Origin of the sequence: Rubrivirga sp., assembly GCF_965213695.1 — a bacterium.
Taxonomy (GTDB): Bacteria; Bacteroidota; Rhodothermia; order Rhodothermales; family Rubricoccaceae; genus Rubrivirga.
In genome coordinates, this window is record NZ_OZ243912.1 from 3,995,623 (window position 1) to 4,019,955 (window position 24,333).

Consider the following 24,333-nt stretch of genomic DNA (forward strand, 5'->3'; position numbering starts at 1 on the left):
AGGTCCTGACGAGCGATCCCGGCCCAGTCGCGCCCGCAGTGAGCCGTGCCGTCGGGAGGGCACGGACATTTCCTGTTAACACTGTTCTCCGCAGAGATAGCTTCCGAGACCGCTTCCATTGACTCCCTGATGTCCCGATTCCGCTCGCTCGCCGCCTTGGCGGGCCTCCTCCTCGTCCTCCCCGCCTGCGACTCGTCCGAGCCCGACGGCCCGCTCGCCGAGGCCCAGGCCAACGTCGGCCAGTGGACGTTCATCGACGTCGAGGGTAGCCAGTGCCGCGACGGGTCCCCGACCGGGATCGGCCTCCGCCTCCAGGAGGGCGCCGACGACCTGGTGATCTACCTCGAAGGGGGCGGCGCCTGCTTCAACGCGCTCACCTGCGCCACCAACCCGCGGAGCTTCTCCGAGGCCGACTTCAACACGACCGTGGCCCGAGTCGGCGACGCGGGCCTGTTCAGCACCGGCGCGGACAACCCCGTCGGCGACTACAACATGGTCTACGTCCCGTACTGCACGGGCGACGTCCACGCGGGGAGCTCCCCGAACAACTCGTTCCTCCAAGCCGCCGGCGTGGAGGGAACGCAGCAGTTTGTCGGGCACGGCAACGTCAAGCGCGCGCTGGCGCTCCTGGCCGACGGGCTCGACACGCCGGACAAGGTGCTCCTGGCCGGGTCGAGCGCGGGCGGCCTGGGCGTCCTGTTCAACTTCGGCGCGACGGCCCGGACCTTCTCCGACTCCGACCTCTTCATGGTCGACGACTCGGGCCCGGTCGTCTACGCCGACAACGTGCTGAGCCCGCCGTTCGTCACCCAGGTGGTCCAGCTCTACAACGCATCGGCGACGCTCTCGGAGGCGCCTCAGCTGTTCGGGCCGGATGGGTTCCAGGGCATCTACACCTACTACGCGGACACGTACCCGGACGCGACGTTCGGCTTCTCCAGCTACCTCGGCGACGACGTGTTCCAGGGCTTCTTCGGCTTCGGGCAGGCGCCCGGCGACGAGATCACGGACGAGGAGTTCGCGGCGAGCTTGCGCGACCTCCGGGGCCGGCTCTCGGCCAACTGGGCCACCTACTACGCCGAGGGCGACGCCCACACGTTCCTGCTCGTCCCGAGCCGCTACAACGGGACCTCGGCCGGCGTGGCGTACAGCGACTGGCTCGGCGACATTCTGGACGGGAGGCCAACCGCCGTCGACCCGGGCGCCGCCGCGCGCGTTCCGCTGGCAGCCCGCTAGTCCATACACCCGCTGGCGCCGTCGCGCCCCGCCACGGCCTGTGGCGGGGCGCGAGTCGCTTGGGGCGACCGCCCGGCGAACCGAGGCCGCCTCCGTCGGTACACCGGTCATGGTCCGTCGCCCCCCTTCGGAGGCCCGGCTGTCCCCGGACGCCATGCGTCACCTTTCCTCCGTTCTGCTCCTCGTGGCCCTGGCTGGTTGCCGCCTCGAATCGTCCGAAGACGCCCCGGGAGGTGCGACGGCCGCACCTCCCCCCGAGGCCGCTGCCGAGCGGCCTCCTCCTCCCACGTCGGCCGCGCCGTCTCCGGGCGAGGCCGTCGTGCCGGGTGAGGCGTTGGGGCGGCCCGCTTCGGCATGACGGTAGCCGAGCTCGAGGCGACGTTGGGGGTTCGCCGACTGATGCGGAGCCTGGCCTCCCCGAACCCGCACCCTGACACACCGTTGTCGCCCGCGCTCCCGACGTTCCCCGGCTGCCCCACCGCGACACCCTGATGGCCACGATCCAGCGCATCGACTCGCCCTTCCAGCTCTCGACGGCGTTCCAGCCGATGGGCGACCAGCCCCGGGCCATCGGCGAACTGACCGAGGGCCTGTTCCGGGGCGACCCGTACCAGACGCTGTTGGGGGCGACGGGCACGGGCAAGACGTTCACCATGGCCAACGTCATCAAGAACGTGGGCAAGCCGACGCTGGTGATCTCGCACAACAAGACGCTGGCGGCCCAGCTCTACGCCGAGTTCCGGCAGTTCTTCCCGAACAACGCCGTCGAGTTCTTCATCTCGTACTACGACTACTACCAGCCCGAGGCCTACATCGTCTCGTCCGACACGTACATCGAGAAGGACATGGCGATCAACGAGGAGATCGACCGGCTCCGGTTGCGCGCGACCTCGGCCCTCGTGAGTGGTCGAAAGGACGTCGTGATCGTGGCATCGGTCTCGTGCATCTACGGGCTGGGCAACCCGGACGAGTACAAAAAGCAGCTCGTCCAGGTCACGCCCGGCCAGGAGACGGACCGCGACGAGCTGCTGATGAAGCTGGTCCACGTGTTCTACAACCGGAACGACGTGGACTTCTCACCCGGCACGTTCCGCGTGCGGGGCGACGTGGTCGAGGTGTTCCCGGCCTACTTCGAGGACCAAGCCTACCGGATCGTGTTCTGGGGCGACGAGGTCGAGCGGATCGCCCGGATCAACCCGGTCACCGGCGACGAACTGGTCCTGGAGCAGGACACGCTGACGATCTACCCGGCCAAGCACTTCGTGACGCCGAAGGACCAGGTGGACCGGGCCATCGCCGGCATCGAGGAGGAGCTCCGGTGGCGGCTGGCGATCCTGCGCAACGAGGGCAACCTGGTCGCCGCCCAGCGGATCGAGCAGCGGACCCTGTTCGACATCGAGATGATCAAGGAGATCGGGTACTGCTCGGGGATCGAGAACTACAGCCGCCACATGGACGGCCGCGAGCCCGGCAGCCGGCCCCACTGCCTCCTCGACTACTTCCAGAAGAACCACGGCGACGACTGGCAGATGGTCATCGACGAGAGCCACGTGACCGTCCCCCAGGTCCGGGGGATGTACAACGGCGACCGCGCGCGCAAGCTGAACCTGGTCGAGCACGGGTTCCGGCTCCCGTCCGCGATGGACAACCGGCCGCTGACGTTCGAGGAGTTCGAGACCTTCCACCACAACGTGACTTTCGTCACGGCGACGCCGGCCGACTACGAGCTCGAAATGTCGGGCGGCGTCGTGGTCGAGCAGATTATCCGGCCGACTGGCGTGCTCGACCCGGTCGTCGAGGTCCGCCCGGTCGAAGGCCAGATCGACGACCTCCTCGGCGAGATCCGCGACCGCGTCAAGGCCGGCGGGCGCGTGCTGGTCACGACGCTGACCAAGCGGATGGCCGAGGACCTGACCGACTACCTTGACAGCTTCGGCGTCCGCGTCCGCTACCTCCACTCCGACATCGACGCGCTCGAGCGGGTCGACATCCTGCGCGACCTGCGGCTCGGCGCGTTCGACGTCCTCGTTGGGATCAACCTGTTGCGCGAAGGGCTCGACCTCCCCGAGGTCAACCTGGTCGCCATCTTGGACGCGGACAAGGAGGGGTTCCTCCGGTCCGAGCGCTCGCTCATCCAGACGGCCGGCCGCGCCGCTCGCAACGCCGACTCGCTCGTCGTTCTCTACGCCGACCGGGTGACGGACTCGATGGCGCGGATGATGGACGAGACCGAGCGCCGCCGCGAGATCCAGCGGGCCTACAACCTGGAGCACGGGATCACACCGACGACCGTCACCAAGTCGATCGACGAGGTCCGCAGCGGGACGGCCATCGCCGACCACAAGGCGGAGCAGGACGAGCGCCGGGCCAAGCAGGCCGTGACCTACTACGCCGGCCCCGACCAGCTCCCGAAGGTGGCCGACCCCGTGGTGAAGTACCTCACGGACGACCAGAAGAAGGACTTGGTGGCCCAGCTGACGCGCGAGATGGAGGCGGCGGCGGAGAACTTGGAGTTCGAGAAGGCCGCCGAGCTCCGGGACTCCATCGCCCAGATCGAGGCCGACCTCGCCGCGTGAGTCCCTCCCTTACGGCCCTACCTTGCGGCCATGTCGCAGATCCCGCCTGCGGGGCGTGGCCCCGATGACATCCTCCCGCTCGTCCGCCGGCTCAAGCGCCGGTTGGAGACGGCCTACGGCGACCGCTTTGCCGGGCTCCGCCTGTTCGGGTCCTACGCTCGGGGCGAGGCGGGCCCGGGCTCAGACGTCGACCTGCTCGTGCTCCTCCACGGCGAGGTCCACGCGCTGACCGAGATCGACCGGCTCGTGGACCTCTCCTACGACCTGGAAATGGAAGCGGGCGAGATGCTGTCGCTTCTTGCCCGGTCGGTCACGGAGTTCGAGGCCGCTGACAGCTCGTTTCTCCGGGTCGTCCGGAGAGAGGGGATCCCAGCGTGAGCCGGGGCCCCCTCCATCAGGCTCGGGTCACGCTCGCCGCCGCACGGGTGCTGGCGGCCCTCGGCTTCTCACGGGACGCCGTCTCCAGAGCGTACTTCGCCGCCTTCTACGCGGCCCGAGCGGCCCTGGCCAACCGGGGCTCGGAGCCGTCGACCCATCGCGGCGTCGCCGTCGAGTTCAGCCGGCTCCTGGTTCGCACAGGCGACGTTGACGTCACGACGGGCCGGGCGCTCCGACGCCTCGCCGACGCCCGGATGGAAGCGGACTACGACGACGGCGAGCGCTTCTCGCCTGCGGACATCGCAGTTCTCGTCGGAGCCGCAGACCGGTTTGTCGCTGCCGTCGCCACGGTCCTGGGGGCACCGCCTGTGCCGACCGTGCCACCAGGCCTCACCGACGACCAGAAGCGGGACTTGGTGGCCCAGCTGACGCGCGAGATGGAGGCGGCGGCGGAGAACTTGGAGTTCGAGAAGGCCGCCGAGCTCCGGGACTCCATCGCCCAGATCGAGGCCGATCTCGCCGCCTAACCGTCCGAGCGGAAGCGGTCGAGGGCGGCCACCACGATCATCAGCGCGGCCATCACCTCGAGGCGGCCCAGCCACATCAGTGTGATGAGGACCGCCTTGGGCGTCGCCGCCAGGTCCGGCCCCGTCACGTCCGACGACAAGCCGACGGCCCCGAGCGCCGACGCGGCCTCGAACAGGAGGTCCAGCCCGGATCGGCCGTCGACGGTCAGCATGAGGGCCAGCGTGCCGATGACGAGCGAGACCATGAAGGCCACGGCCAGCGTGGCGGCCTGCCGGACCAACTCGAACGCCTTGCTGTCGTCGAGGGCCTCGCCCTCGTAGAGGTAGCGCCGCTCGCGGAGGTCGTCGCGTTTGCGGACCTGCCAGACGACCGTCTTCAGCAGGACGGCCACGCGCCGGATCTTGAGCCCGCCGCCGGTCGAGCCCGCCGCGGCGCCGACGAACATCGCGGCGGTCAGGAGGAACAGGGCGGCCGGCGACCACGACGGGAGGTCGACCGACGAGAACCCGCACGTGGCGAGCGCGCTCGCCCACAGGAACGCGGCGTCGAGCGCGGTCCCGCCGTCGTCCTGGAGCGTCGTCACGCCGACCAGCAGCAGGCCGCCTCCGACCAGGCCGATCATCAGCCCGCGCGTCTGGGCGTCTTTGGCGAAGCAGAACCAGTCCTGCTCGAACGCAATGCGGGCGTGGAGCGCGAAGTCCATTCCGCCCAGCACCATGACCCCGATCCCGACCGCCTTGATCGCGGGGCCGTAGCTTTGGAACCCGTCCGAGGTGACGGTGAACCCGCCCGTCGCGATCCCGGCCAGCCCGTGGTTGACCGCCTCCCAAAGCGGCATTCCCGCGGCCCAGAAGCCCCCGATGCAGACCACGCTCAGCACGGAGTAGACGGTCCACAAGCGCCGGGCCGGGTGTTCGGCCTGCTCGGCGAACTCGGCCACGTTGATCTCGCCCGCCAGCAAGTCGTCGTGGGCCGCGTAGGACTCGAGGAACGTGAGCGCCAGGATCACCACGCCCATCCCGCCGACCCATTCCAGCACCGTCCGCCACCACTGGAGGGCTCGGGGGAGCGCGCTGGGGTCCGGGGCCATCGAGAGGCCCGTGCTCGTGAGCGCCGACATGGACTCGAAGAGGGCGTTCCATGGGTCCCGGAACACCGCGAGCGTGTCCGTGACGGGCGCGTCGTGGGCGGCGAGGTAGAGCGGGATCGCGGCCAAGACGGCGCACGCGATCCAGGCCACCGCGACCGTCACCGCCTCCAACGGCGACCGGAGGTCGGGCTCGTCGACGCGGCACAGGCGGCGGAGGCCCCAGCCGGTGCCCAGGCTCAACGCGGCTGTGACCCCGAGCTCGGGAACGAGGTCGTGCTCGCCGGCAACGAGGGCCACCACGATGGTGCTGAGCGCGATCAGGCCCGGCGCGTACAGGATGCCCCCGAGATCGTGGAGGACCGACTTCGTCTGCGGGCTCATCAGGGCGCTCGGGGAGCGGCAACCTAGCCACGTCTACCGGTTGGGCGTCCCACCGTAAAGCCCCAATCTGGCCGGCCGGCGCCGAGGTGACCCGAGAATGGTGGAAAAATCGTATCTCCATAGTAGGCGGCGGTTCTCTCCCAGGTCTTTTCCTGAACATCTCCCTCCTCGCCATGCAGATCCGCGTCCAATCGGCCACCGCCCTCCGCGTCGACGAGCCGGCGACGGCGCCGTACCCCGAGGCCCAGCCTGTCTTGGATCAAACGGCCGGGCCGGTCCTGCCAGCTTCCAATGGGGCTCCGCCGACCGAGGACGTCTCGGAGCCCGCCGCGAGAGAAACCGCCGAGACGCCAAAGCCGATCGCCGTCTTCGTCACGCACGGGATGGGGCAGCAGCTCCCGTTTGCCACGCTCGACATGGCCGCCAACGGGCTCGAACGAGCGCTCCACCGGTGGACGTTCGACGGCCGTGCCGTCACCGACATCACGGTCACTGCGCGGACGGCCCCGCTCGGCACCGTCCGCACGCAGCGGCTTGAGCTCGGCGTCCAGCTCGACGGCGCCGACACGCCGCTCCACGTCCACCTGTACGAGGCGTACTGGGCGCCGCTCACCGAGGGCCGCGTCACCTTGCGCGACGTGATGCGGTTCCTGATCCGGGGTGCGTGGAACGGGCTGCGGAAGGGGGTCGGGCAGCCGCTGGAGCGGTTCATGTTCGGCCACAACGCGATCCACGGCGTCCAGGTCGGGACGTTCCTCGGGCTGCTGACGACGGCCCTCGTGCTCGGCTCGCTCGTCCTGCTCAACGGCGTGATCGGGGCCGTCGTGCTGGAGGCGGGCTACGACGTGCTGGCCGAGGGCCGGGCCGACACGAGCGGCCACCTCGCGTCGGCGCTGACGACGGTCGTCACGGTCTACCTCGCCGTCACCCTCGTGTTCGGCGCGTTGCTGGCTCTCGCCGCGAAGACGGCGGACTACGCGGCGCCCCGACCGGGGCCGGGCCGGCGGGTGTTCCTGGGAGGGGTTCAGGCCGCGCTCGTCGTCTGGATCGTGGCGACGCTGGCGACGGGCCTGCTCACGCTGTCGGTGTTGCTCCGGGCGTCCGGGCTGGCGTGGCTGCCGGCGACGCCGCTCGCCATCGCGGCTGGGCTGCTGGTGATCGCGGCGACCGTGAGCGGTTGGCTCTCGCTCCGGCACGGGCGGCGGCTCCAGCGGGAGTACCGGGCCGCGCGCGAGCGGGGCGAGGAGTACGAGGGCCGGCCGCTCGCGGGCTGGCGCGAGACGGCGCTCTGGCTGACCCTGACGGCGGCCGTCGTGGCTGTCGTGGTGGCCGTCGTCGTCGGGCTCACGGCCGAGCGGATGCCCGAGGCGCTGGCGTCGGGGAGCATCGGCGTGATCGACGCGCAGTGGTTTCGGCTGTCCGTGTGGTTCCTGCTGTTCGGCGTGTCGGCCGTGATCCGGGGCGTGATCGTCCAGTACTTCGGCGACGTCGCGGCCTACGTGTCGTCGCACACGCTCGACCGGTTCGCCGAGCTGCGGAAGGCGATCCGCGAGGCCACCTCGACGCTGCTCCACGGCGTCTACCACAGCCGCGACCGCGACGGCGGGTTCGCCTACGACGACGTGGCCATCGTGGGCCACTCGCTCGGGTCGGTCGTCGCGTACGACGCGCTCAACCGGGCGCTCACGATTGACGCGGCGGCCGAGGACGGCGTCGACGTGCTGGGGCGGACCCGGCTGCTGCTCACGTTCGGGTCGCCGCTCGACAAGACGGCCTACATCTTCCGGTCGCAGAACCAGTCGTTGTCGCGCGTCCGCGAGGCGCTCGCGACGGCCGTCCAGCCGCTCATCCAAGACACGGCGTACCGGACGTTCCCCTGGGTCAACGTCCACTCGCCGCGCGACATCATCGGGAGCGCGCTCGACCTGTACGACGTGCCCCACACGAAGGCCCACCTCCGCGAGCACATGGGCGCCGACGGGGACGTCCGGGAGCAGCTGGCGCGGCTGCACGAGAGCGTCGGCACGCTGGAGTGTCCGTACTGCGTGCTCGACGTCGAGGACCCGGCGGCTCGGGTGCCGCTGGTGGCCCACAACGAGCACTGGGAGACGAGGGCCGTGTTCGACGCGCTCGTGGCCGCCGTCGTCGCGCCGGTGCTGGCGCCAGAGGGCCAGATGGAGGCTGCAGCCGGAGTCGTCTGAGCGGGGTCCTCTCCCCGCCGGTAGGGGCGCATCGCAATCCGCCCCTGCCGGGCCGGATCGGGCGTGATCACTCCGGGAGCGCCAGCGTCGCCGAGTACCGGAGCACTCCGTGGCGCGGGCACGTCGGGAGCGGGACGGCCCCGCGCGCGAACACGCCCTGCCCGTCCCCGTCAGGCGGGTTGTACTCGTTGATCTCCCATTCGAGAAGCGCCGGCCGCCCCCCGACCGCGAGGAGCCAGAGCGAGTCCGGTGGAGCGTCCCCTCCGGCTGTGCTCCCCTCGTAGGTGTACCCGTTCGCGTGCAGCGTCACATCGGGAGGCGCCTCGGGCACGGGAGCGACCCGGACCCGGAGTTGTTCACTCCGGGCCAGCGGGCGGGCGAGCCGGATCGCGCCGACGGTCAGGCACGTCGGGAGCAGTTCGACCACGCCCACGTCCGACCGATACGGGAGGTCGACGGGGAAGTACGAGAGCTGGGAATGGACCGCTCGCAGGTCGGGCGGGGCCGTACCGGGGTACTCGACGCGACCGGCCGAGCCGACCTGGACGAGGAGCTCCCCGTATGACCCGGCGTCGCCGGACAGGTCGAACCAGCCTTCAGGGGTGGCCCCACCGCTGAGCACGGTGGCGGTGGGGCCGAAGAGCTGGGCGCCTTGAACGGCGACGAGAGCCGGACCCGGGTCGACCGGCTTGCCCGTGGCGGCGTCCACGACCTGCCCCCGAACGGTGAGGTCGCTGCCCCAGACGGCATCGCACGCGGGGAGCGTGACTAGGAGCAAGACGCCGAGAGGGGCGAGGCGATAGGTGGGAAGCGGCATGGACGAGGGCGAGAGCGCCAAGCATAGGTCTGGGGCGCGGCCGCCCCCTGGTGAGATCGGACTACCGCAGAGACCACCCGGGTCAACAGGCTTCCTCTTTCCCCCGCAGGGGCGCATGGCCACCCGCCCCTACCGAGCACGGCCAACCCGACTGAGTGTCTCGTCGCGCCGGTGCTGGCGCCGGAGGGCCGGATGGCCGCCGCGAGCTAGCCCTCCACCTGCGCGGATCCCTCGGGCCCCCGGCCCGCCGCCCGCGCCGCCAGGCTCTTCTCGACGAACGCGATGACGGACCCGGCGACGTCCTTCCCGGTCGACGTCTCGATCCCCTCGAGCCCCGGCGACGAGTTGACCTCGAGCACGAGCGGCCCGCGCTCGGACTGGAGCACGTCGACGCCGCCGACCTTGAGCCCGAGCGCGCGGCACGCGGCGACGGCCGTCTTCCGCTCGGCCGGGCTGATCTTGATCGTGCTCGCGCTCCCACCGCGGTGGAGGTTCGACCGGAACTCGCCCTCGGCCCCCTGCCGCTTCATCCCGGCCACCACCCGGTCGCCGACGACGAACAGGCGGACGTCGGCGCCGCCGGCTTCCTTGATGAACTCCTGGACCAAGAGGTACGCCTTCATCCCGCGGAACGCCTGGATCACGCTCTCGGCCGCCTTCTTCGTCTCGCACAGGACCACGCCGACGCCCTGCGTCCCCTCCAGCAGCTTGACGATGACCGGCGGCCCGCCGACCGACGTGATCAAGTCCGCCGCGTCGTCGGCCTGGTGGGCGAAGGCCGTGCGCGGGAGGGCGATCCCCTTTTTGGCGAGGAACTGGTGGGCCCGGAGCTTGTCGCGCGAGCGCGTGATCCCGACGGCCCCGTTGAGCGTCCACACGCCCATCGCCTCGAACTGGCGGACGATGGACAACCCGTAGAACGTGATCGACGCGCCGACGCGCGGGATGATGGCGTCGGGCGGATCGAGCCGTTCGCCGTGGTAGTGGACCTCGGGCCCGCTGGCCGTCAGGTGCGCCGTGCAGCGCAACGTGTCGAGGACCTGCACGTCGTGGCCCCGGGCCTCGGCCGCCTCGACGAGGCGGCGGGTCGAGTACAGGTTGGGATTGCGGGAGAGGATGGCGAGGCGCATAGGGGTGGGGTTGGGCGGGTTTGGCAGGATGGGCGGGTCGGGCAGGTTGAGGGCGCTCGGGGTCGAGCCGGAGTCGGGCAGTGCGCGGTCTGGATCAACCCGCCACACCCGCCGAACTCGCGAGACCTGCTGAACCCCTACTCGTAAAACGCCCCGGGGTGGTCGGGGCGGCCTAGGCGGAAGGAGGCGCCGGAGTCGACCAAGACGCGGCCGGCCATGGCCTCGCGGCCCAAGAGCATGGGGAAGCGCATCTGGCGGCGGTCGGTGAGCGTGACCTCGATGGGCCACTCGGGCGCGTCGGCCTTGAGCCCGAGCCGGAACATGACGCCGATCACGACGCGGGCCTCGACGTGGCCGCTCGACGACGTCACGTCCCGCTCGTCGATCACGGGCGCCTCGCACGTGACCGCCAGCCCCTCGTGCCGGCGGAAGAACGGGTGGACCACGAACCGCGCCCAGTGCTCGCCGTCGCGCGTGACGATCTCGACGTCGTGGGCGTGGAGCGCCGACGTCGCCGCGCCCGTGTCCACCTTGCAGCGGACGGCGGGCAGGCCGATCTCGGGGAACGCCACCCACTCCCGCCAGCCGACGACCGTTGGTTTCTTGCTCATGGCTCGGGGTACGCCACGTCCTCCACCCACGGATCCACGGGCGGCTCCGATCCGAACGGGAGGCCCCGGGTGAGGGCCCACCGCTGGAGCCACGAGATCCCCGCACGACCGGCGTAGGTGTCGTCCGACTGGTAGACCGGGTCGGCCAGGGCGCGGTCGAGCGAGACGAAGCCGTAGCCGCGCCGCTCGAACATCGCCAGCAGCGCGCCGAGGTGGTCGGCGTTGAGGGCGTTCGCGTGGATCAGCAAGACGTGAGCGATCTCGCGGCCGAACAGGTCGCGGCCGAGCGCCTCGTAGTAGCCGGCCGTCGTGTCCATGTAGGCGACGTAGGCGTCGGCGATCCTCGCCTGCAAGGCTTGGTCGCCCGCCGCGCGGTCGTAGGCGCGGGCGTAGACGTACTCGGCGTTGTCGTGCGTGACCGGGGCGACGGTGTAGCCCTCGCCGACCAGCCACGCCTCGAACGCCCGCTTCGTCTCCAGGTCCGGCCCGGTGTTGAGGTACGGGTGCCGGAAGTAGCGGACCGAGTCGCCGCGGGCCGCGAGCAGCCGGTTCGTGATCGGGGCGCCCCGGCGGACCTGGTCCTGGAACGCCGCCAGCGGCGTGTCGAACAGCGACGGGTGGTCGCGCGTGTGGTTGCCCAAGTCGAGCCCGGCGTCGACCCACGCCTGCACGAGCGCGGTTCGCGCTCGGCGCTCGCCCTCGACATCGAGCTTCCCCTCGTTGACGAAGCCGGTGACCGGGACGCCCGCCGCGGCGATCTGGGCCAGCAAGTCGCGCGTGACGCGCTGCTGGTGGGCGAGGTCGCCCCCGAGCCCGACGAAGGGGAGGTCGTCGATGGTGACGGCCATCGTCCGCTCGGCGGCCGGTTCTGGCGCGGGCGCCTCCTGCGCGCACGCGGAGGCCACCGTCACGGCTGCGATGAGAAGGAGGCGGGTCACGATCCGGGCTCGGCGTCGGTGAACGTGTCGGCGCCGGCGAGCAGATAGAGGACCGCCATCCGAACGGCGACCCCGTTCGTGACCTGATCCAAAATCACCGACCGGTCCGAGTCAACGACCTCGCCGGCCAGTTCGACGCCGCGGTTGACCGGGCCCGGGTGCATCACCCAGAGGTCCGGGTTCTGGTCGAGGTGCTCCGGGCGGACGCCGTACATCGTGTGGTACTCCCGCAGCGACGGCGTGAGTCCGATCTCGTCGCCCTGGCGTTCGAGCTGGATGCGGAGCGCCATCGCCACGTCGCAGCCGTCGAGCGCAACGTCGAGGCGGTCGGTGACGGTCACGTCGCGGCCGTCGAGCGCGGCCTCGACCTCGGCCGGCATCATCGTGCGTGGGCCGCACAGCGTGACGTGGGCGCCGAGCGCCGTCAGCCCGTAGACGTTGGACCGGGCGACGCGGCTGTGGGCGATGTCGCCCAGGATGGTGACGTTGAGCCCGCGGAAGTCGAAACCGGCCAGCCCGTCGCGGCCCGGCACGGCCAAGTCCGACATGGTGAGCGCGTCCAGGAGCGCCTGCGTCGGGTGCTCGTGCTGCCCGTCGCCGGCGTTGACGACGATCCCGTCGATGCACCGGGTGAGGAAGTGGGCGGCGCCGGCCGAGCGGTGGCGGATGACGGCCAGGTCCACCTTCATCGCCTCGATGTTGCGGGCCGTGTCCTTGAGCGTCTCGCCCTTCGACACGCTCGACCCGCTGGCGGAGAAGTTCATGACGTCGGCCGAGAGCCGCTTTTCGGCCAGCTCGAACGACAGCCGCGTCCGGGTCGAGTTCTCGAAGAACAGGTTGCAGCAGGTCACGCCGCGCAACGACGGGACGCTCCGAATCCGCCGGTCGAGCACCTCGCGGAAGGCCCGCGCGGTTTGCAGGATGAGTCGGATCTCGTCGGGCGCGTAGTCCGCCAGGCCGAGGAGGTGGCGGTGGCGCAAGGAATCCGCAGGTACGGGGTACGGGGTACCGGGTACCGTCGGGTCGGAGGGGGTGGGAAGCGTCATGGTCCGTGTACCTCGTACCTCACGTACCCCTCGAAACGAGCCACACGCCGTCCTCGCCGTCTTCCTCCTCGAGCCGGACGCGGACGAGCTCGCCGGGCGCCGTCGGCACGTGGCGGCCGACGTAGTCCGGGGCGACGGGAAGCTCGCGCAGGCCCCGGTCGACGAACGCCAGGAGGCGGACGCTGGCCGGCCGGCCCATGTCGACGAGCGCGTCGAGCGCGGCCCGCGTCGTCCGCCCGGTGTACACGACGTCGTCGACGAGCACGAGCCGGCGGCCGTCGAGCGAGAACGGGATGTCGGTCGGCTGGACGACCGGCGCCGGGCGGCCGGTCCCGAGCCCGACGTCGTCGCGGTAGAACGTGGCGTCGAGAACGCCGAACGGGAGCCGGACGCCCTCGATCCGCTCGATCCGGTCCCGGAGCCTCCGCGCGAGGTGGACGCCCCGCGTCTGCATCCCGACGAGCGCGAGCCGGTCGGCGGGCCCAGCGTCGTCGTCGAGCTCCTCGACGACCTGGCGGGCCAGACGGTCGAGCGTTCGCGCCACGTCGGCGGCGTCGAGCAGGTGGGCCTTGACCGGGTCCGAGGGCGGCATGGCCGGAAGCTACCGCCGCGCCTCCACGAGAGCCGGCGGACTACGCGACCCAGCGCGGGGTGAGCAGCATCAGCGCCCATGCGACGAACGCGAGCGCGTAGAGCGTGCCCGCGACGACGGGCGTCGCCTCCAACAGCCCGAGCCGGCTCAGGAGCGTGTGCCAGTCGTGGAGCACCCGGTCGCCACCGAGCAGCGGCAGCGCCCGGGTCTGCGCGTCGGCCGCGTAGATCGAGACGTCGACGAAGTTCTGCCCGAGCAGGAGCAGCGACAGTTGCGTCCCAACGCGATGGCCCCAATACACGCCCTGGTAGACGAAGAGGGCGGGCAACGCGAGCTGTAAGATGGAGCCGCCGGCGATCTCCAGCGTCCGCCCGAAGAACCGGAAGAAAAAGTGCCCCGCCTCGTGGACGATGAGGTCGAACGAGTGGACCAGCAGCACCAGCGGATGCGGGTCGTACGTGGTCTCGCCGAACGCGAACAGGGCGCACAGCGGCAGCAGCGCCACCCCCAGCAGGTACGGCGCGACCACGTGCCTCGACGGGAGCGCGAGCGTTGCCACCGGGGGCGTATCGGCGAGAGCCGGCGGCCCCCAAAGCCGGAGCCGGCACCTGGGCCTTCTCCCCGACGTACCCTGGCCTCATGGCCGATGCGTCCCTCCTCTCCCCTGCCGAGCTCGCTCAGATCGAGTCGTTCGAGCTGCGTGCTCGCACCGTCGTTGAGGGGTTCATCACGGGCCTGCACAAGAGCCCCTACCACGGGTTCTCCGTCGAGTTCGCCGAGCACCGCGCCTACAACCCCGGCGACCCGCTCCGCCACGTCGACTGGAAGGTGTACGGGCGGAGCGACCGGCTCGTCGTCAAGCGCTACGAGGAGGAGACGAACCTCCGCCACTACGTGGCGCTCGACACGTCGGCGTCGATGCAGTACGCCGGCCACGCGGGCGTCTCGAAGCTCGAATACGGGGCGACGCTGGCGGGCGCGCTCCACGTGCTGATGGCGCGCCAGCGCGATGCGACGGGCCTCGTTGCGTTCGACCGCGACGTCCACACGGTCGTCCCCCCGAAGTCGACGCGGAGCCACGTCCGGTCGCTGCTGGCGAGGTTGTCCCGGATGGCCACGGGGGCGGACGGGCAGGCGCACACGAACGCGGCGGCGGCGCTCCAGGACATCGCCGAGCGCATCCCGCGCCGCGCCTTGGTCGTCGTCGTGAGCGACCTGTTCGAGTCGGCGGCGGGCGCCGACGACACGATCCGCGCGCTGAAGCACCTGCGCCACCGAGGCCACGAGGTCATCGTGTTCCACGTGCTCGACGCGGCGACCGAGCAGCGGTTCGACTTCGACGACCGCCCCGTCCGCGTCCGCGATCTCGAAACGGGCGAGGAGCGGACGTTGCAGCCGGCTCAGGTCCGCGAGGGGTACCGGGAGGCGTCGTCGGCGTTCGTCGCGTCCGTCCGCCGTGCGTGCCGCGAGTCCGGCGTGGACTACGAGCTGCTCGACACCGCCCGCCCCTACGCGGACGCCCTGCGCGCCTATCTCGACAAGCGGCGACGGCTGTACTAGAGGCCTCCCGCCGTTGCAGTGGCATTCATAGGAGACGTCTGTCGGGCTCGGGCTCTGCTCCCCCGCTGGCCTCCGAACGCCCGAGTCGCCCGGGGTGGATGGGTCTGCCCTCAGACCTCCAAACAGACGCGGGGCCCCGGCGCTTGCGCACCGGGGCCCCGCGAGGCCTGTCGGTAAGGGCGAGCCCTTAGCGAGCGAGCGTGATCTGGCCGCTCCGGGTCCAGGTCTCGGACGCACCCACCACGTTGACGCGGTAGACGTAGACGCCCGAGGCGAGGCCCCGACCGTCGATCTCGACACGCTGGTCGGCACCGGCGGTCATGGCACCGTTGTCGATGCTAATCACGCGGCGACCCATCACGTCGTACACCTCGACGGACACCTCAGCGGCCTCGGGGAGGTCGAAGCTGATGGCCGTACGGGCGCTGAACGGGTTGGGCATGTTGCCGTTGAGCGCGAACGCCGTCGGGACGTCCCCACCGTTGTCCGTGGCGCGGTTGCCCGCGTCGAGGCCGTAGGTGAAGATGGTGCCCTGGGGACCGAGGAACGCCTGAGCGTTCGCCGCGATCACCACCGGGTCCCTGTCGTCGCCGTCGTCCTGGAGCAGGAAGCTGTCGTACGTCTCGCTGACGAGCGTGAACGGGTTGGTCATCTCGTCGCCGAACTGGCGGCGGATGAGCGTCAGCTCGCTGATCGCCGTCGGCGTCTCGTCGTTGGTCGCCGACTCCAGCTCGAAGCCGTCGTAGCGGGCCTCGACGTTGAACCGCGTGCTCTGACCGAGGCTCGGGTTCGAGGTGACGAGCCAGTAGAAGTTGCCGGGCTCGCTGATCATCGTCGTGCCGTTGGCACGGGTGATCGGGAGGCCGAGCGTCCCACTGGGCGTCTCGTCAACGAACGCGACGGTCACGCTGCGGAGGCCGAACGACTGGTCCTGAGCGATGCTCTCGAAGTCGAGCACGAACTCGGCGTAGCCCTCGCCCGACCCGTCGGACGAACCGACGGGGTAGACGACGCGGCCGGGAGTCGTGTCACCCGTGTCGTCGCTCGGGTCCGAGAAGATCCGCTTGCGGACGTTCCCTTCGATGTAGGCCTCCGGGAACTGCGTGTTCGTCGGGACGAACACGAAGCCCTGTCCGTTGTCGGACGTCTGCGAGCCCACGAGGGAGTTGTTGTGGTCCAGGCGGATGTAGATCTCGTTCGGGTTCTCCGAGTCGCCGGCCACGAACGTGCCCTGCTCGAGGACGAGGGTCTCGTCGTCGAAGCCGAACCCGTCGAAGTCGTCGTCGAAGACGAGCGAGCCACCCGTGAGGGTCACCTCGGTCGTCGTCGAGTCCTTCGCAATGCGGAGGTCGACGCCGTCACCGAAGGTGGTCACACCCGTGTTCTCGTTCGGCGTCACCGACAGGGTCGCATCGTTGCTACCGATGAAGGAGAACGTCGAGAAGTCCGGGTTGGCCTGGCCACCGGCGAACACGCGCCGGCCGTTGCCGGCCGCCGTGTTGAAGACGGCACCGTCCGAGCCCAGCGTGACGTCACCCGTCACCGAGAGGCTGTTCGAGTTGAGGTCGAGCTGACCCGGCTCGTCACCCGTGATCGGGTCGTTGAAGTCGCCGTCGCCGGCGCTCGTCGCGGCCGAGGTCACGAACGAGGCGACCGTGTAGGTCGCGTCCTCGTCGCTCAGCTGAGCCTGGTTGTTGACCGTGAGCGTCTGGACGTTCTGGGTCGCCAGGACGACGAGGTCCGTGTACGGGTTGACGTCGTCGGACTCGTTGATCGTCAGGTTGATGGGCCCGTTGATCACGAGCTCGCGGTCGCCGTCGGTCGGCTCGCCACCGCTGCCGTCGTTCTCGATGCTGTAGTCCTCGTCGAGGATCAGCGTCGGGACGGAGCCATCGACCCCTTCGAGGATCACGGCGTAGTCGATGCTACCCGTGTCCTCGGTCTCGGCGTCGAGGTTGCCCGTGATCCGGAGCACGTTGGTGACCCGGATGTTCGAGGCGACCGTGATGTCGTCCGTCTCGTCGTCGCCCGGGTGGAACACCGGGATCGTCAGCGTCTGGGGCGCATTGCCCAGGCGGACGATGGTGAGGTCGGAGCTGGGCCAGACGGCGCCCGTGCCCTGAACGTCGTTCTTGAGCTCGAGGCGGTTCGGGCCGTCGTCGTTGTCGCCGTCGGCCGTCGTCTCGGTGAAGAACGTGAACGTGTTCGTGTTGAGCGTCGAGATCGTGATGGTCCCGTCGTCCTCCGTGAACTGGACGTCCGAAGCGAGGGCGAGCGTCGAGAAGTCGAGGTTGACGTTCCCGTTGACGTTCCCGGCCCGGTCCTTCGTGAACCGCTGGTCGTCGACGTCGGCGTCGTCGGGGACGAGGCCGAGCGTGAGGGTGCCGGCGTCGCCGGTGCCCGTGGCCTGGTCGAAGATGTCGCCGGTGATCACGCGGATCTGGAGCAGCGACGCCGAGGCGTCGTTGTTCAGCCGGATGTCGGCGTCGATCCGCGACTCCGACTGAGCCGCCCGAGCCGGCGTGTTGTCCTCGGCCGAGACCGTGGTCTGAGTGCCGGTGATGGTGGCACCGTCACGCAGGAGGAGCAGCCCGGTGTCGTCGCCGGTGATCGTGCCGTCGAGCACGTTGTTCGCCGTCGAGACGGCGTACGTGGCGTCGTCGTCGAGGTCGAGGATCGCGTTGTCCTCGATCGTCGTCGAGCCCAGGACGACGATGTCCTGGTCGTCGTTGAACCGGAGCGTGGCCGTCTCGACCGCGCCGCCGTTGGACAGGTTGCCGTTCCGGACGATGACGTTGCCGGAGATCGTGCCGTCCTCGGCGTTGTCCACGTTGACGACCGCGTTCGTGATGTCGACGGTGAGGTCCCGGATAAAGTCCGTGTCGAACTCCGTCCCGGCCTCGAACGTGCCGTCGGTCTGGCTCATGCCGCTCGTGGCCTCCGAGTCCTGGTAGACCAGGTTGTACTCGACCTCGTCGTCGTTGAACGAGCCCGTGATCTGGGGGTCGTTGTTCGCCGCGATGTTCACGATGACCGAAGCGTCCGGGCCGAGCGGGGACACATCGCCGGCGATGTCGATCCCGCCGTCGAGCAGGATCAGCGCGCCCGTGAACTGGAACTCGTCCTCGGCGTCGATCGACGGCCCGGAGACCAGGATCGAGCTGTAGACGCCCGTGCCGCTCGCGACACCGCCGTTGGTGAAGCGGACAGCGCCGCTGTTGTCCGAGTCGGAGACGGTCCCGTCGACGATCGACTCACCGTTGTTCGTGATGTTGACGAGGTTGCCGTTGAGGTCGACCTCGGCGTCGTTCGTCACGATGAACGCGATGATGTTGTCGACCCCGTTGGTCCCCTGAGCGTCGGAGGTGACGGTGATGTCCTGGAGGAACGTCACCATCTTGGTCTGGGTGGCCGTGTTGCCCGTCGCGTTGATGTGGAGGGCGTTGATCGTCAGGTTGGTGCCCGGCGCGAACTCGGCGTCCGTCGTCCCCTCGAGGTAGACGTTGGTCGGCGAGAAGTTGCCGGCCACGTTCGAGGTCCGGCGGAAGTTGCCCTTGACCACCAGGATCGTGTCCTCGGTGTCCTGGGCGATGACCTCACCGCCAGACTGGACGAAGTCGCCACCGACCGTGAACCGCTCGATGTCACCGGCGCCCGAGGGGTCCTCGTTCGGGAGGACGAACTGGCCCGACTGGACCAGGACCGTGCCGGCCTGGTTGTCGGCGTCGGTGTCCGACTGGTCGGCCTCCTGGAGGCTGAAGATGGTCCGAGCACCGGCCACGATGAGGGTCCCGATGGAGCCCTCGCCGTCGATCACGACGTTGCCCGTCCCGTCGGCGCCGTTGCCGTCGACCGTGGTGATCGTGCCGGCGACCATGTTGCCGTCGCGGACGCGGAGCTCGATGCTACCGCCGTCGTCGCCGAGCGTGAGGCCCGCCGTGCCGATGGTGAACGTCCGGGAGTTGTCGTTGGGCGAGGTGGCCGTCGAGCCGAGCGCGATGTCGATCAGCAGCGATCCGCTGGCGATGTCGAGCGACGCCGGGAGGAGCGTGCCCTGGGTCGTCGAGTCGTTGCCGTTGAACCGGATGGTGTCCGGGAGGTCGGCGGAGTTGTACACGACGGTGCCCGTGACGCTCGCGTTCGTCTGCTCGACCGTGTCGACGTCGCTGAAGGTGACGATGCCGCTGCCGAAGGCGACCGAGCCGCTCTGGAAGTCGACGTCGCCGCCACCGGTGAACGTGAACATGCCCGCGCCCTGGCGGGCGAAGGTGAAGCCCGAGACGGCCGTCAGGAACTCGCCGCCGTTGACGTCGAGCTCGACCTCGGTGTTGCCGGCCTGGTCGGGCCGGGCGAGGAACGTGAGGTTGTTGAGGGCCGAGGAGTTGCCAGCGTTCTCGACGTCGATGTCGGCGTTGTAGTCGCCGGCCTCGATCGAGATCGTGTTGCCAGCCCCGTCGGTGCGGGCGATCTGGAGCGCGCGGCCGAGGGTCCGGACCGGGCCGTTGACGCCGGAGTTGACCGTCGGCTGCTGGCCGTTGTTGCCGTCGTCGCCGCCGTTCGCGTCGACGAAGATGGTCGACTGCGCGGACGCGCCCCCCGCTACAACGAGCAGGAGGGCCAGCGCGGCCAGGTGATTAACGAACCGGGAGAGCCCAGTTCTGAGAGTAGACGTACTCGTCATGGTGTGAGGAGGAGTGAGGGGGGGTATGCTGAGTCGCACCTAGTGAGTCGCACCTGGGGGAGCGCCTGTCCTAAGCTTACGGACCCGGGGGCCCGTACGCAGTTGAAGATAGGCGCACCGTCTGAAGATACCGTACAGAACGCGTCTCTAAGGGGGGAATAGGTCTCCCCACAAGGGGCTCGGCAGCCCAGAGACGGGCGGGATAGAACCGCCTTCTTTCGTGGGGCCGCGTCCGGCCCAGCGCACATCCCTCGCGGTCTGTGCAATTCGAATGCCGAAGGTATAGCCCTCCCCCGATTTCCCTACAGGACGGGCCCGATCCCACACACTCTCCACACTACAGGGTATTTCTCCGGATGGCAACCGAGCCAACTGCGCAGAAGGTGCGCAGCGTGCGCACGTAGGTTCCTGGAGCGACCGTTCCCCCTGTCCTCCCTCCTTTAACGCTCCTTCTTTAACGCTCATGAGACTCCTCTCGGTGGCCGCAGCCACACTGCTCGCCCTGGCCGCACCGTCGCAGGCCCAGACCCCGACCGCCTTGTCCGACCCCGACCTCGTCGGGCGCTACCAGGCCACCATCACGCCCGCCGAGCTCGCCGGCCACCTCTACGTCTACGCCGACGACTATCTGCGGGGCCGCGAGACCGGCCAGCCCGGGCAGCGGTTCGCCGCGCGATACCTTGCCGGCGCGTACGCCACGATGGGGGTCCCGGCCCGGGGGACCGGCACGGCGGCCGGGCCGTACGCCCTCGACGGCTACCTCCAGCCGTTCGCGCTCGAGCAGAAAACGCTCCGGCGGTTGGCGGCCCGCGTCGAGCAGAGCGGGACGCCCGTCGTGTCGAGCGTACTCGAGGCCGGCGCGACCGACGCCCAGCTCGTCCCGGCCTACGGCGAGGTCTCGGACGCGACGCCGGCCCGGCTCGTCCACGCCGGTGACGGGACCGACCTCTCCGGTCTCGACCTTGACGACGCCTACGTGGTGATGACGCCCGGCGCCAACCAAGGCGCCACGCGCGCGGCGCTCTCGGCGGTCCAGGCCGCTGGCGGCCGGGCCGCCATCCTGGCGACGGCGCCCGACGCGGCTGGGCTCGCCGGCCAGGCCCAGTCGGCACTGGGGGCCGGGCGGCTCGCGCTGCCCGCCCTCGACACCGACGACGATGCCGAGACGGGTGGCCTCCCCCCGATCCTGTTCACCTCGCGCGAGATGCTCGACAGGCTCGTCGCCGCGGCCGACATCGACATCGAGGCCGACGGCGCCCCCGCTCTCGGCGACACCGGGCTGACGCTGGCCGTCGAGGCCGAGTACGAGACCGCCGAGGTGATGTCCGAGAACGTGGTGGCCTTCATCGAGGGCTCGGACCCGGTCCTCAAAGACGAGTTCGTCGTCGTCTCGGCCCACCTCGACCACGTTGGCGACCACGGGACCGGCGAGGACGCGATCTACAACGGCGCCGACGACGACGGCTCGGGCACGGTCACCATCCTGGAGATCGCCGAGGCGTTCCAGCGCGCCAAGGAGGACGGCCACGGCCCACGCCGCTCGGTCCTGTTCCTCCACGTCTCGGGCGAGGAGAAGGGCCTGCTCGGGTCGGAGTACTACGCCGACCGCCAACCGCTCGTCCCGATGGAGAACACGGTCGCCAACCTCAACATCGACATGATCGGCCGGTATGACCCCGAGCGCGGGTTCGAGACGACGGACTACGTCTACATCATCGGCGGCGACCTTATCAGCCGAGACATTTCGGACTGGAACGCGGCCGTCAACGAGACGACCGGCCAGGGCCTCCTGCTCTCCGACCGGTTCAACAGCCCCGACGACCCCAACCAGTTTTTCCGCCGGAGTGACCACTGGAACTTCGGGAAGCACGACGTGCCGTTCATCTTCTACTTCACCGGCACGCACGAGGACTACCACGGCGTCGGCGACAGCGCCGACAAGATCGACTACGACCGGATGGCCCGGATCGGCCGGTTGATCTTCGGGACGGCCTGGGAGCTCGCCAACCGCGACGAGCGCCCGGCGGTCTCCGGCCTCGGGTTCAACTAATCGGCGTCGTTCGTAGAAGGTGGCCCCGCTTCGATCGGTCGGAGCGGGGCCACCTTCGTTCTGTCGAGGACGTCAGCGCGTCACGACCAAGCGGCGTGACTGGACCGCGTCGCCGGCCACCACGCGGACCACGTAGACGCCGGGGGCGAGCCGCGCGGTGTCGAGGCGGACGGCGTGCTCGCCGGCCGGCAGCAGGCCCGACGTGGCCACGGCCACTCGGCGGCCGAGCGCGTCGAACACGGACACGTCGACGCCGACTGCGGCGTCGAGCCGGAGCGCGACGGTGGCCGCGCCCGCCGTCGGGTTGGGGAACGGCAGGCCGAGGCCGACGGCCACGTCCGGGCCCGACTCCTCGGCCACGTCGACGGCACCGATGAACGTGAACGGCTTCATCTCGATCTCGCCCTCCCCGGCCGACGACTGGTAGAGCGGCCACTGGTCGGCGAAGTTGGCGCTCGGGACGCCCTGGGCGTTGACGAACCCGCTCTGGCCCGGCGGGATCACGTTCTCGGCGTAGCTCCCGAACGCCGAGAACTCGACGACCTGCTGGTAGGTCGCCGGGTACTCCGGGTACTTCGCGTTCGTGCGGACGACGCGCGTGAGCTCCTGGAGCTCCTCGAACGAGACCGCGCCGACCGATTCGAGGTGGTCCTTCAGCGCCTCGACGCCGTCGTAGGTCCGCGTGCGGCCCGGCGCGGTCGAGGCCCACGAGACGTTGTCGCCCTGGTTCCACCACGCGACCGGCTTGTTATTCCAGTTGGCGAAGTAGCCCTGCGCCGGGTTCTCCGACTGCGGCTGCTGCGCAAACTCGGTCAGCCCGACCCACTCTTGGGAGCCGTCGCCGGCGAGCGGGAGCCGGGGGTCGGCGTCGCCCGGGCGGACCGGGTACTGGCCGACGTGCCAGAACGCGATGTTCTGCTCCTGGTCGGCGTAGAACATGTTGAACGAGACCGGGATGCGCGCGGCGGCGGCGCGGAAGCCGTCGATGGAGGTCGCGTCCCAGGCGTCGAGCAGGGCCTCGGCCATCTCGAGCTCCTGGCCGGCGAAGGCGTACTTATAGGAGTAGGCCCGGCCGTTCGCGGCGTCGAGCGAGTAGACCGGCCCGTGAACCGAGCGGAAGCTGGTGTACGTCACCGGGTCGCCCCCGCGCACGTTGATCGTCGAGGTCACGGGCTGGGCCGGGCGGAGCTCGCCGTTGTAGAGGTAGGTGGGGATGCCTTGGGCCGTCGGCGGGCCGAGCGTCAGGGTGAACGTGTCGGTGTTGTCGGTGAACCCGGTCGTGAACGTCCACGTCCGCCCGCGCGTCCGCCCGATGATGACGCCGGGGATGCCGGGCACGCTCATGCCGGCCACGTGGAGCCCGTCGCCCTCGGGCGACCCGACGAGCAATTCGTACTCGGCCGTGACCGCCTTCGCGTCGACGCGCGGCTGGCCCATCTGGGGCGCGCCGAGCAGCAGCACGTTGCCCGACTCCGACATCGCGCCGGAGATGACGGCGGCGAACGAGCCGAACGTGTGGGGCACGCCGTTCGCGATGAGCGACGCCGTCAGCGCGTCCCGCCGGCGCTCGACCTCGGCGGCCACGGCCGGGTCGACGGCCGGGCCGTCGTAGCGGACGCCGGCCGGCGGCGGCGCCTGGCTCTCGGCCTCGATCGTCACCGACGCCGTCGGGTCGTTGACGGGCCGGTTGGCCTCGAACCAGTCCGAGCCATTCGCCTGGAGCTCGGCCAGCCGCGTCAGCTCGCTCCCCCCGATCTCGCCGAACCGGCGGATAAAGAACTGCATCACGGCCATCGCCTTGTCGACCGTGTACGGCTCGGGCTGAAACCCGCCGGCGGCGTACTCGGCCGGGAGGTACGCCGCCGGGTTCGAGGCCGTCGAGTCGATGTAGGCGTTGACCCCGTCGACGTAGGACGAGATCATGGTCTGGAGCCGCGGCGAGAGGTCGTCGAACTGGTCCGCCCGCTCGGCCGGCGTGTAGTAGACCGTGCGGATGCCCTGGTCCTGCGCCAGCGCGGACGGGCCCTGGAGCTCGGCGAGCCGGCCGGTCGCCGTCCGCCAGAACGTCTCGAGCTGGAACAGCCGGTCCTGGCCGGTCGCGAAGCCCTGGCCGAAGAAGACGGCGGCCTCGGTGTCGCCGGTGATGTGGGGGACGCCGTAGTCGTCGCGGTCGATGGCGACCTCGGTGCCGTCGGCGTCGGTGAGCGTGACGTCGGTCGCGGTTTGGGCGGTGGCGACGAGGGGGACCGCCAGGGCGGCGGCCAGGAGAGAGGCGCGAAGGGGCATGGGGAGGAAAAGGTGGGGAACGTTGATGCACGGCAGAAGGCGAGCGCGTGCGGGCTCGGACCCCCTGCGTTCCGGCGGGTCGCCGGGCGGGCATCCGCCCGCCTGCTCCCGGCTCGGAACGCTGTCCCCCTTGAAGGGGGACGGTCCAGCCGCCCCTGAGCGGAGCGATGGGCGCCCGGACAGGGGGTCCGCCAGCCGCTGCCGGGGCCGTATTCGAGCATTCGCTCGCTCC

Annotated in this window: 17 protein-coding genes; 7 read left to right on the top strand and 10 right to left on the bottom strand. The window is 70.2% G+C overall.

All coding sequences use genetic code 11. The annotated features are described in order from the left end of the window. Positions 1-129: 129 nt before the first annotated feature. The 4 genes from ACOOHE_RS17645 (at position 130) to ACOOHE_RS17660 (ending at position 4,717) form a co-directional block, all read left to right on the top strand. A complete protein-coding gene (locus ACOOHE_RS17645; protein ID WP_420455406.1) occupies positions 130-1,236 on the top strand; it encodes a pectin acetylesterase-family hydrolase in 1,107 nt (368 codons plus the stop codon). A 491-nt stretch (positions 1,237-1,727) separates the two neighbouring features. Further along, the gene (gene uvrB / locus ACOOHE_RS17650) at positions 1,728-3,812 is read left to right on the top strand and encodes an excinuclease ABC subunit UvrB (RefSeq protein WP_420455407.1); all 2,085 of its coding nucleotides are present in this window, start codon (positions 1,728-1,730) and stop codon (positions 3,810-3,812) included. A 30-nt stretch (positions 3,813-3,842) separates the two neighbouring features. Then, positions 3,843-4,190 (top strand): nucleotidyltransferase family protein, encoded by a 348-nt coding sequence (locus tag ACOOHE_RS17655; protein ID WP_420455408.1) that lies wholly within the window; start codon positions 3,843-3,845, stop codon positions 4,188-4,190. Further along, positions 4,187-4,717 (top strand): HEPN domain-containing protein, encoded by a 531-nt coding sequence (locus ACOOHE_RS17660; RefSeq protein ID WP_420455409.1) that lies wholly within the window; start codon positions 4,187-4,189, stop codon positions 4,715-4,717. Before ACOOHE_RS17655 ends, ACOOHE_RS17660 begins: the two co-directional genes overlap by 4 nt. Here the strand turns inward: ACOOHE_RS17660 and ACOOHE_RS17665 are convergent. Continuing rightward, complete coding sequence (locus tag ACOOHE_RS17665) at positions 4,714-6,189, bottom strand: TrkH family potassium uptake protein (RefSeq protein WP_420455410.1); 1,476 nt, start codon at positions 6,187-6,189, stop codon at positions 4,714-4,716. The two genes, ACOOHE_RS17660 and ACOOHE_RS17665, sit on opposite strands and share 4 nt — an antisense overlap. Before the next feature lie 173 nt (positions 6,190-6,362). On the opposite strand from ACOOHE_RS17665, the gene ACOOHE_RS17670 reads away from it, so the two are divergent. Then, positions 6,363-8,390: a hypothetical protein gene (locus tag ACOOHE_RS17670; RefSeq protein WP_420455411.1), complete on the top strand. Its 2,028-nt coding sequence runs from the start codon at positions 6,363-6,365 to the stop codon at positions 8,388-8,390. Between the two features lie 67 nt (positions 8,391-8,457). Here the strand turns inward: ACOOHE_RS17670 and ACOOHE_RS17675 are convergent, their stop codons facing one another. The 7 genes from ACOOHE_RS17675 to ACOOHE_RS17705 form a co-directional block, all read right to left on the bottom strand. After that, positions 8,458-9,207, bottom strand: a complete 750-nt coding sequence (locus ACOOHE_RS17675; RefSeq protein ID WP_420455412.1) for a hypothetical protein — start codon at positions 9,205-9,207, stop codon at positions 8,458-8,460. Positions 9,208-9,413: 206 nt separating this feature from the next. Then, positions 9,414-10,337, bottom strand: a complete 924-nt coding sequence (gene rimK / locus ACOOHE_RS17680; RefSeq protein WP_420455413.1) for a 30S ribosomal protein S6--L-glutamate ligase — start codon at positions 10,335-10,337, stop codon at positions 9,414-9,416. A gap of 137 nt (positions 10,338-10,474) precedes the next feature. Further along, positions 10,475-10,948: an ATP-dependent zinc protease gene (locus tag ACOOHE_RS17685; protein WP_420455414.1), complete on the bottom strand. Its 474-nt coding sequence runs from the start codon at positions 10,946-10,948 to the stop codon at positions 10,475-10,477. Beyond that, a complete protein-coding gene (locus tag ACOOHE_RS17690; protein ID WP_420455415.1) occupies positions 10,945-11,886 on the bottom strand; it encodes a polysaccharide deacetylase family protein in 942 nt (313 codons plus the stop codon). The genes ACOOHE_RS17685 and ACOOHE_RS17690 overlap by 4 nt, the downstream gene beginning before the upstream one ends. Continuing rightward, positions 11,883-12,932 (bottom strand): aspartate carbamoyltransferase catalytic subunit, encoded by a 1,050-nt coding sequence (locus ACOOHE_RS17695; RefSeq protein ID WP_420455416.1) that lies wholly within the window; start codon positions 12,930-12,932, stop codon positions 11,883-11,885. Before ACOOHE_RS17695 ends, ACOOHE_RS17690 begins: the two co-directional genes overlap by 4 nt. Before the next feature lie 19 nt (positions 12,933-12,951). Further along, positions 12,952-13,524 carry a bifunctional pyr operon transcriptional regulator/uracil phosphoribosyltransferase PyrR gene (gene pyrR / locus ACOOHE_RS17700; protein WP_420455417.1) on the bottom strand — a complete coding sequence of 191 codons (573 nt, stop codon included), beginning with the start codon at positions 13,522-13,524 and terminating at the stop codon, positions 12,952-12,954. A gap of 40 nt (positions 13,525-13,564) precedes the next feature. Continuing rightward, complete coding sequence (locus ACOOHE_RS17705; RefSeq protein ID WP_420455418.1) at positions 13,565-14,083, bottom strand: hypothetical protein; 519 nt, start codon at positions 14,081-14,083, stop codon at positions 13,565-13,567. 80 nt (positions 14,084-14,163) lie between these two features. Here ACOOHE_RS17705 and ACOOHE_RS17710 point away from each other — a divergent pair, with 80 nt between their 5' ends. Then, complete coding sequence (locus ACOOHE_RS17710) at positions 14,164-15,084, top strand: DUF58 domain-containing protein (RefSeq protein WP_420455419.1); 921 nt, start codon at positions 14,164-14,166, stop codon at positions 15,082-15,084. Between the two features lie 187 nt (positions 15,085-15,271). On the opposite strand, the gene ACOOHE_RS17715 is transcribed toward ACOOHE_RS17710, so the two are convergent. Then, on the bottom strand, positions 15,272-19,765 hold the full coding sequence (locus ACOOHE_RS17715) for a T9SS type A sorting domain-containing protein (protein WP_420455420.1): 4,494 nt from the start codon (positions 19,763-19,765) through the stop codon (positions 15,272-15,274). Positions 19,766-20,228: 463 nt separating this feature from the next. Here ACOOHE_RS17715 and ACOOHE_RS17720 point away from each other — a divergent pair, with 463 nt between their 5' ends. Beyond that, on the top strand, positions 20,229-21,815 hold the full coding sequence (locus ACOOHE_RS17720) for a M28 family peptidase (RefSeq protein ID WP_420455421.1): 1,587 nt from the start codon (positions 20,229-20,231) through the stop codon (positions 21,813-21,815). A 72-nt stretch (positions 21,816-21,887) separates the two neighbouring features. Here ACOOHE_RS17720 and ACOOHE_RS17725 read toward each other — a convergent pair whose 3' ends face one another. After that, the gene (locus tag ACOOHE_RS17725) at positions 21,888-24,101 is read right to left on the bottom strand and encodes a penicillin acylase family protein (protein ID WP_420455422.1); all 2,214 of its coding nucleotides are present in this window, start codon (positions 24,099-24,101) and stop codon (positions 21,888-21,890) included. Between the last annotated feature and the right edge of the window lie 232 nt (positions 24,102-24,333).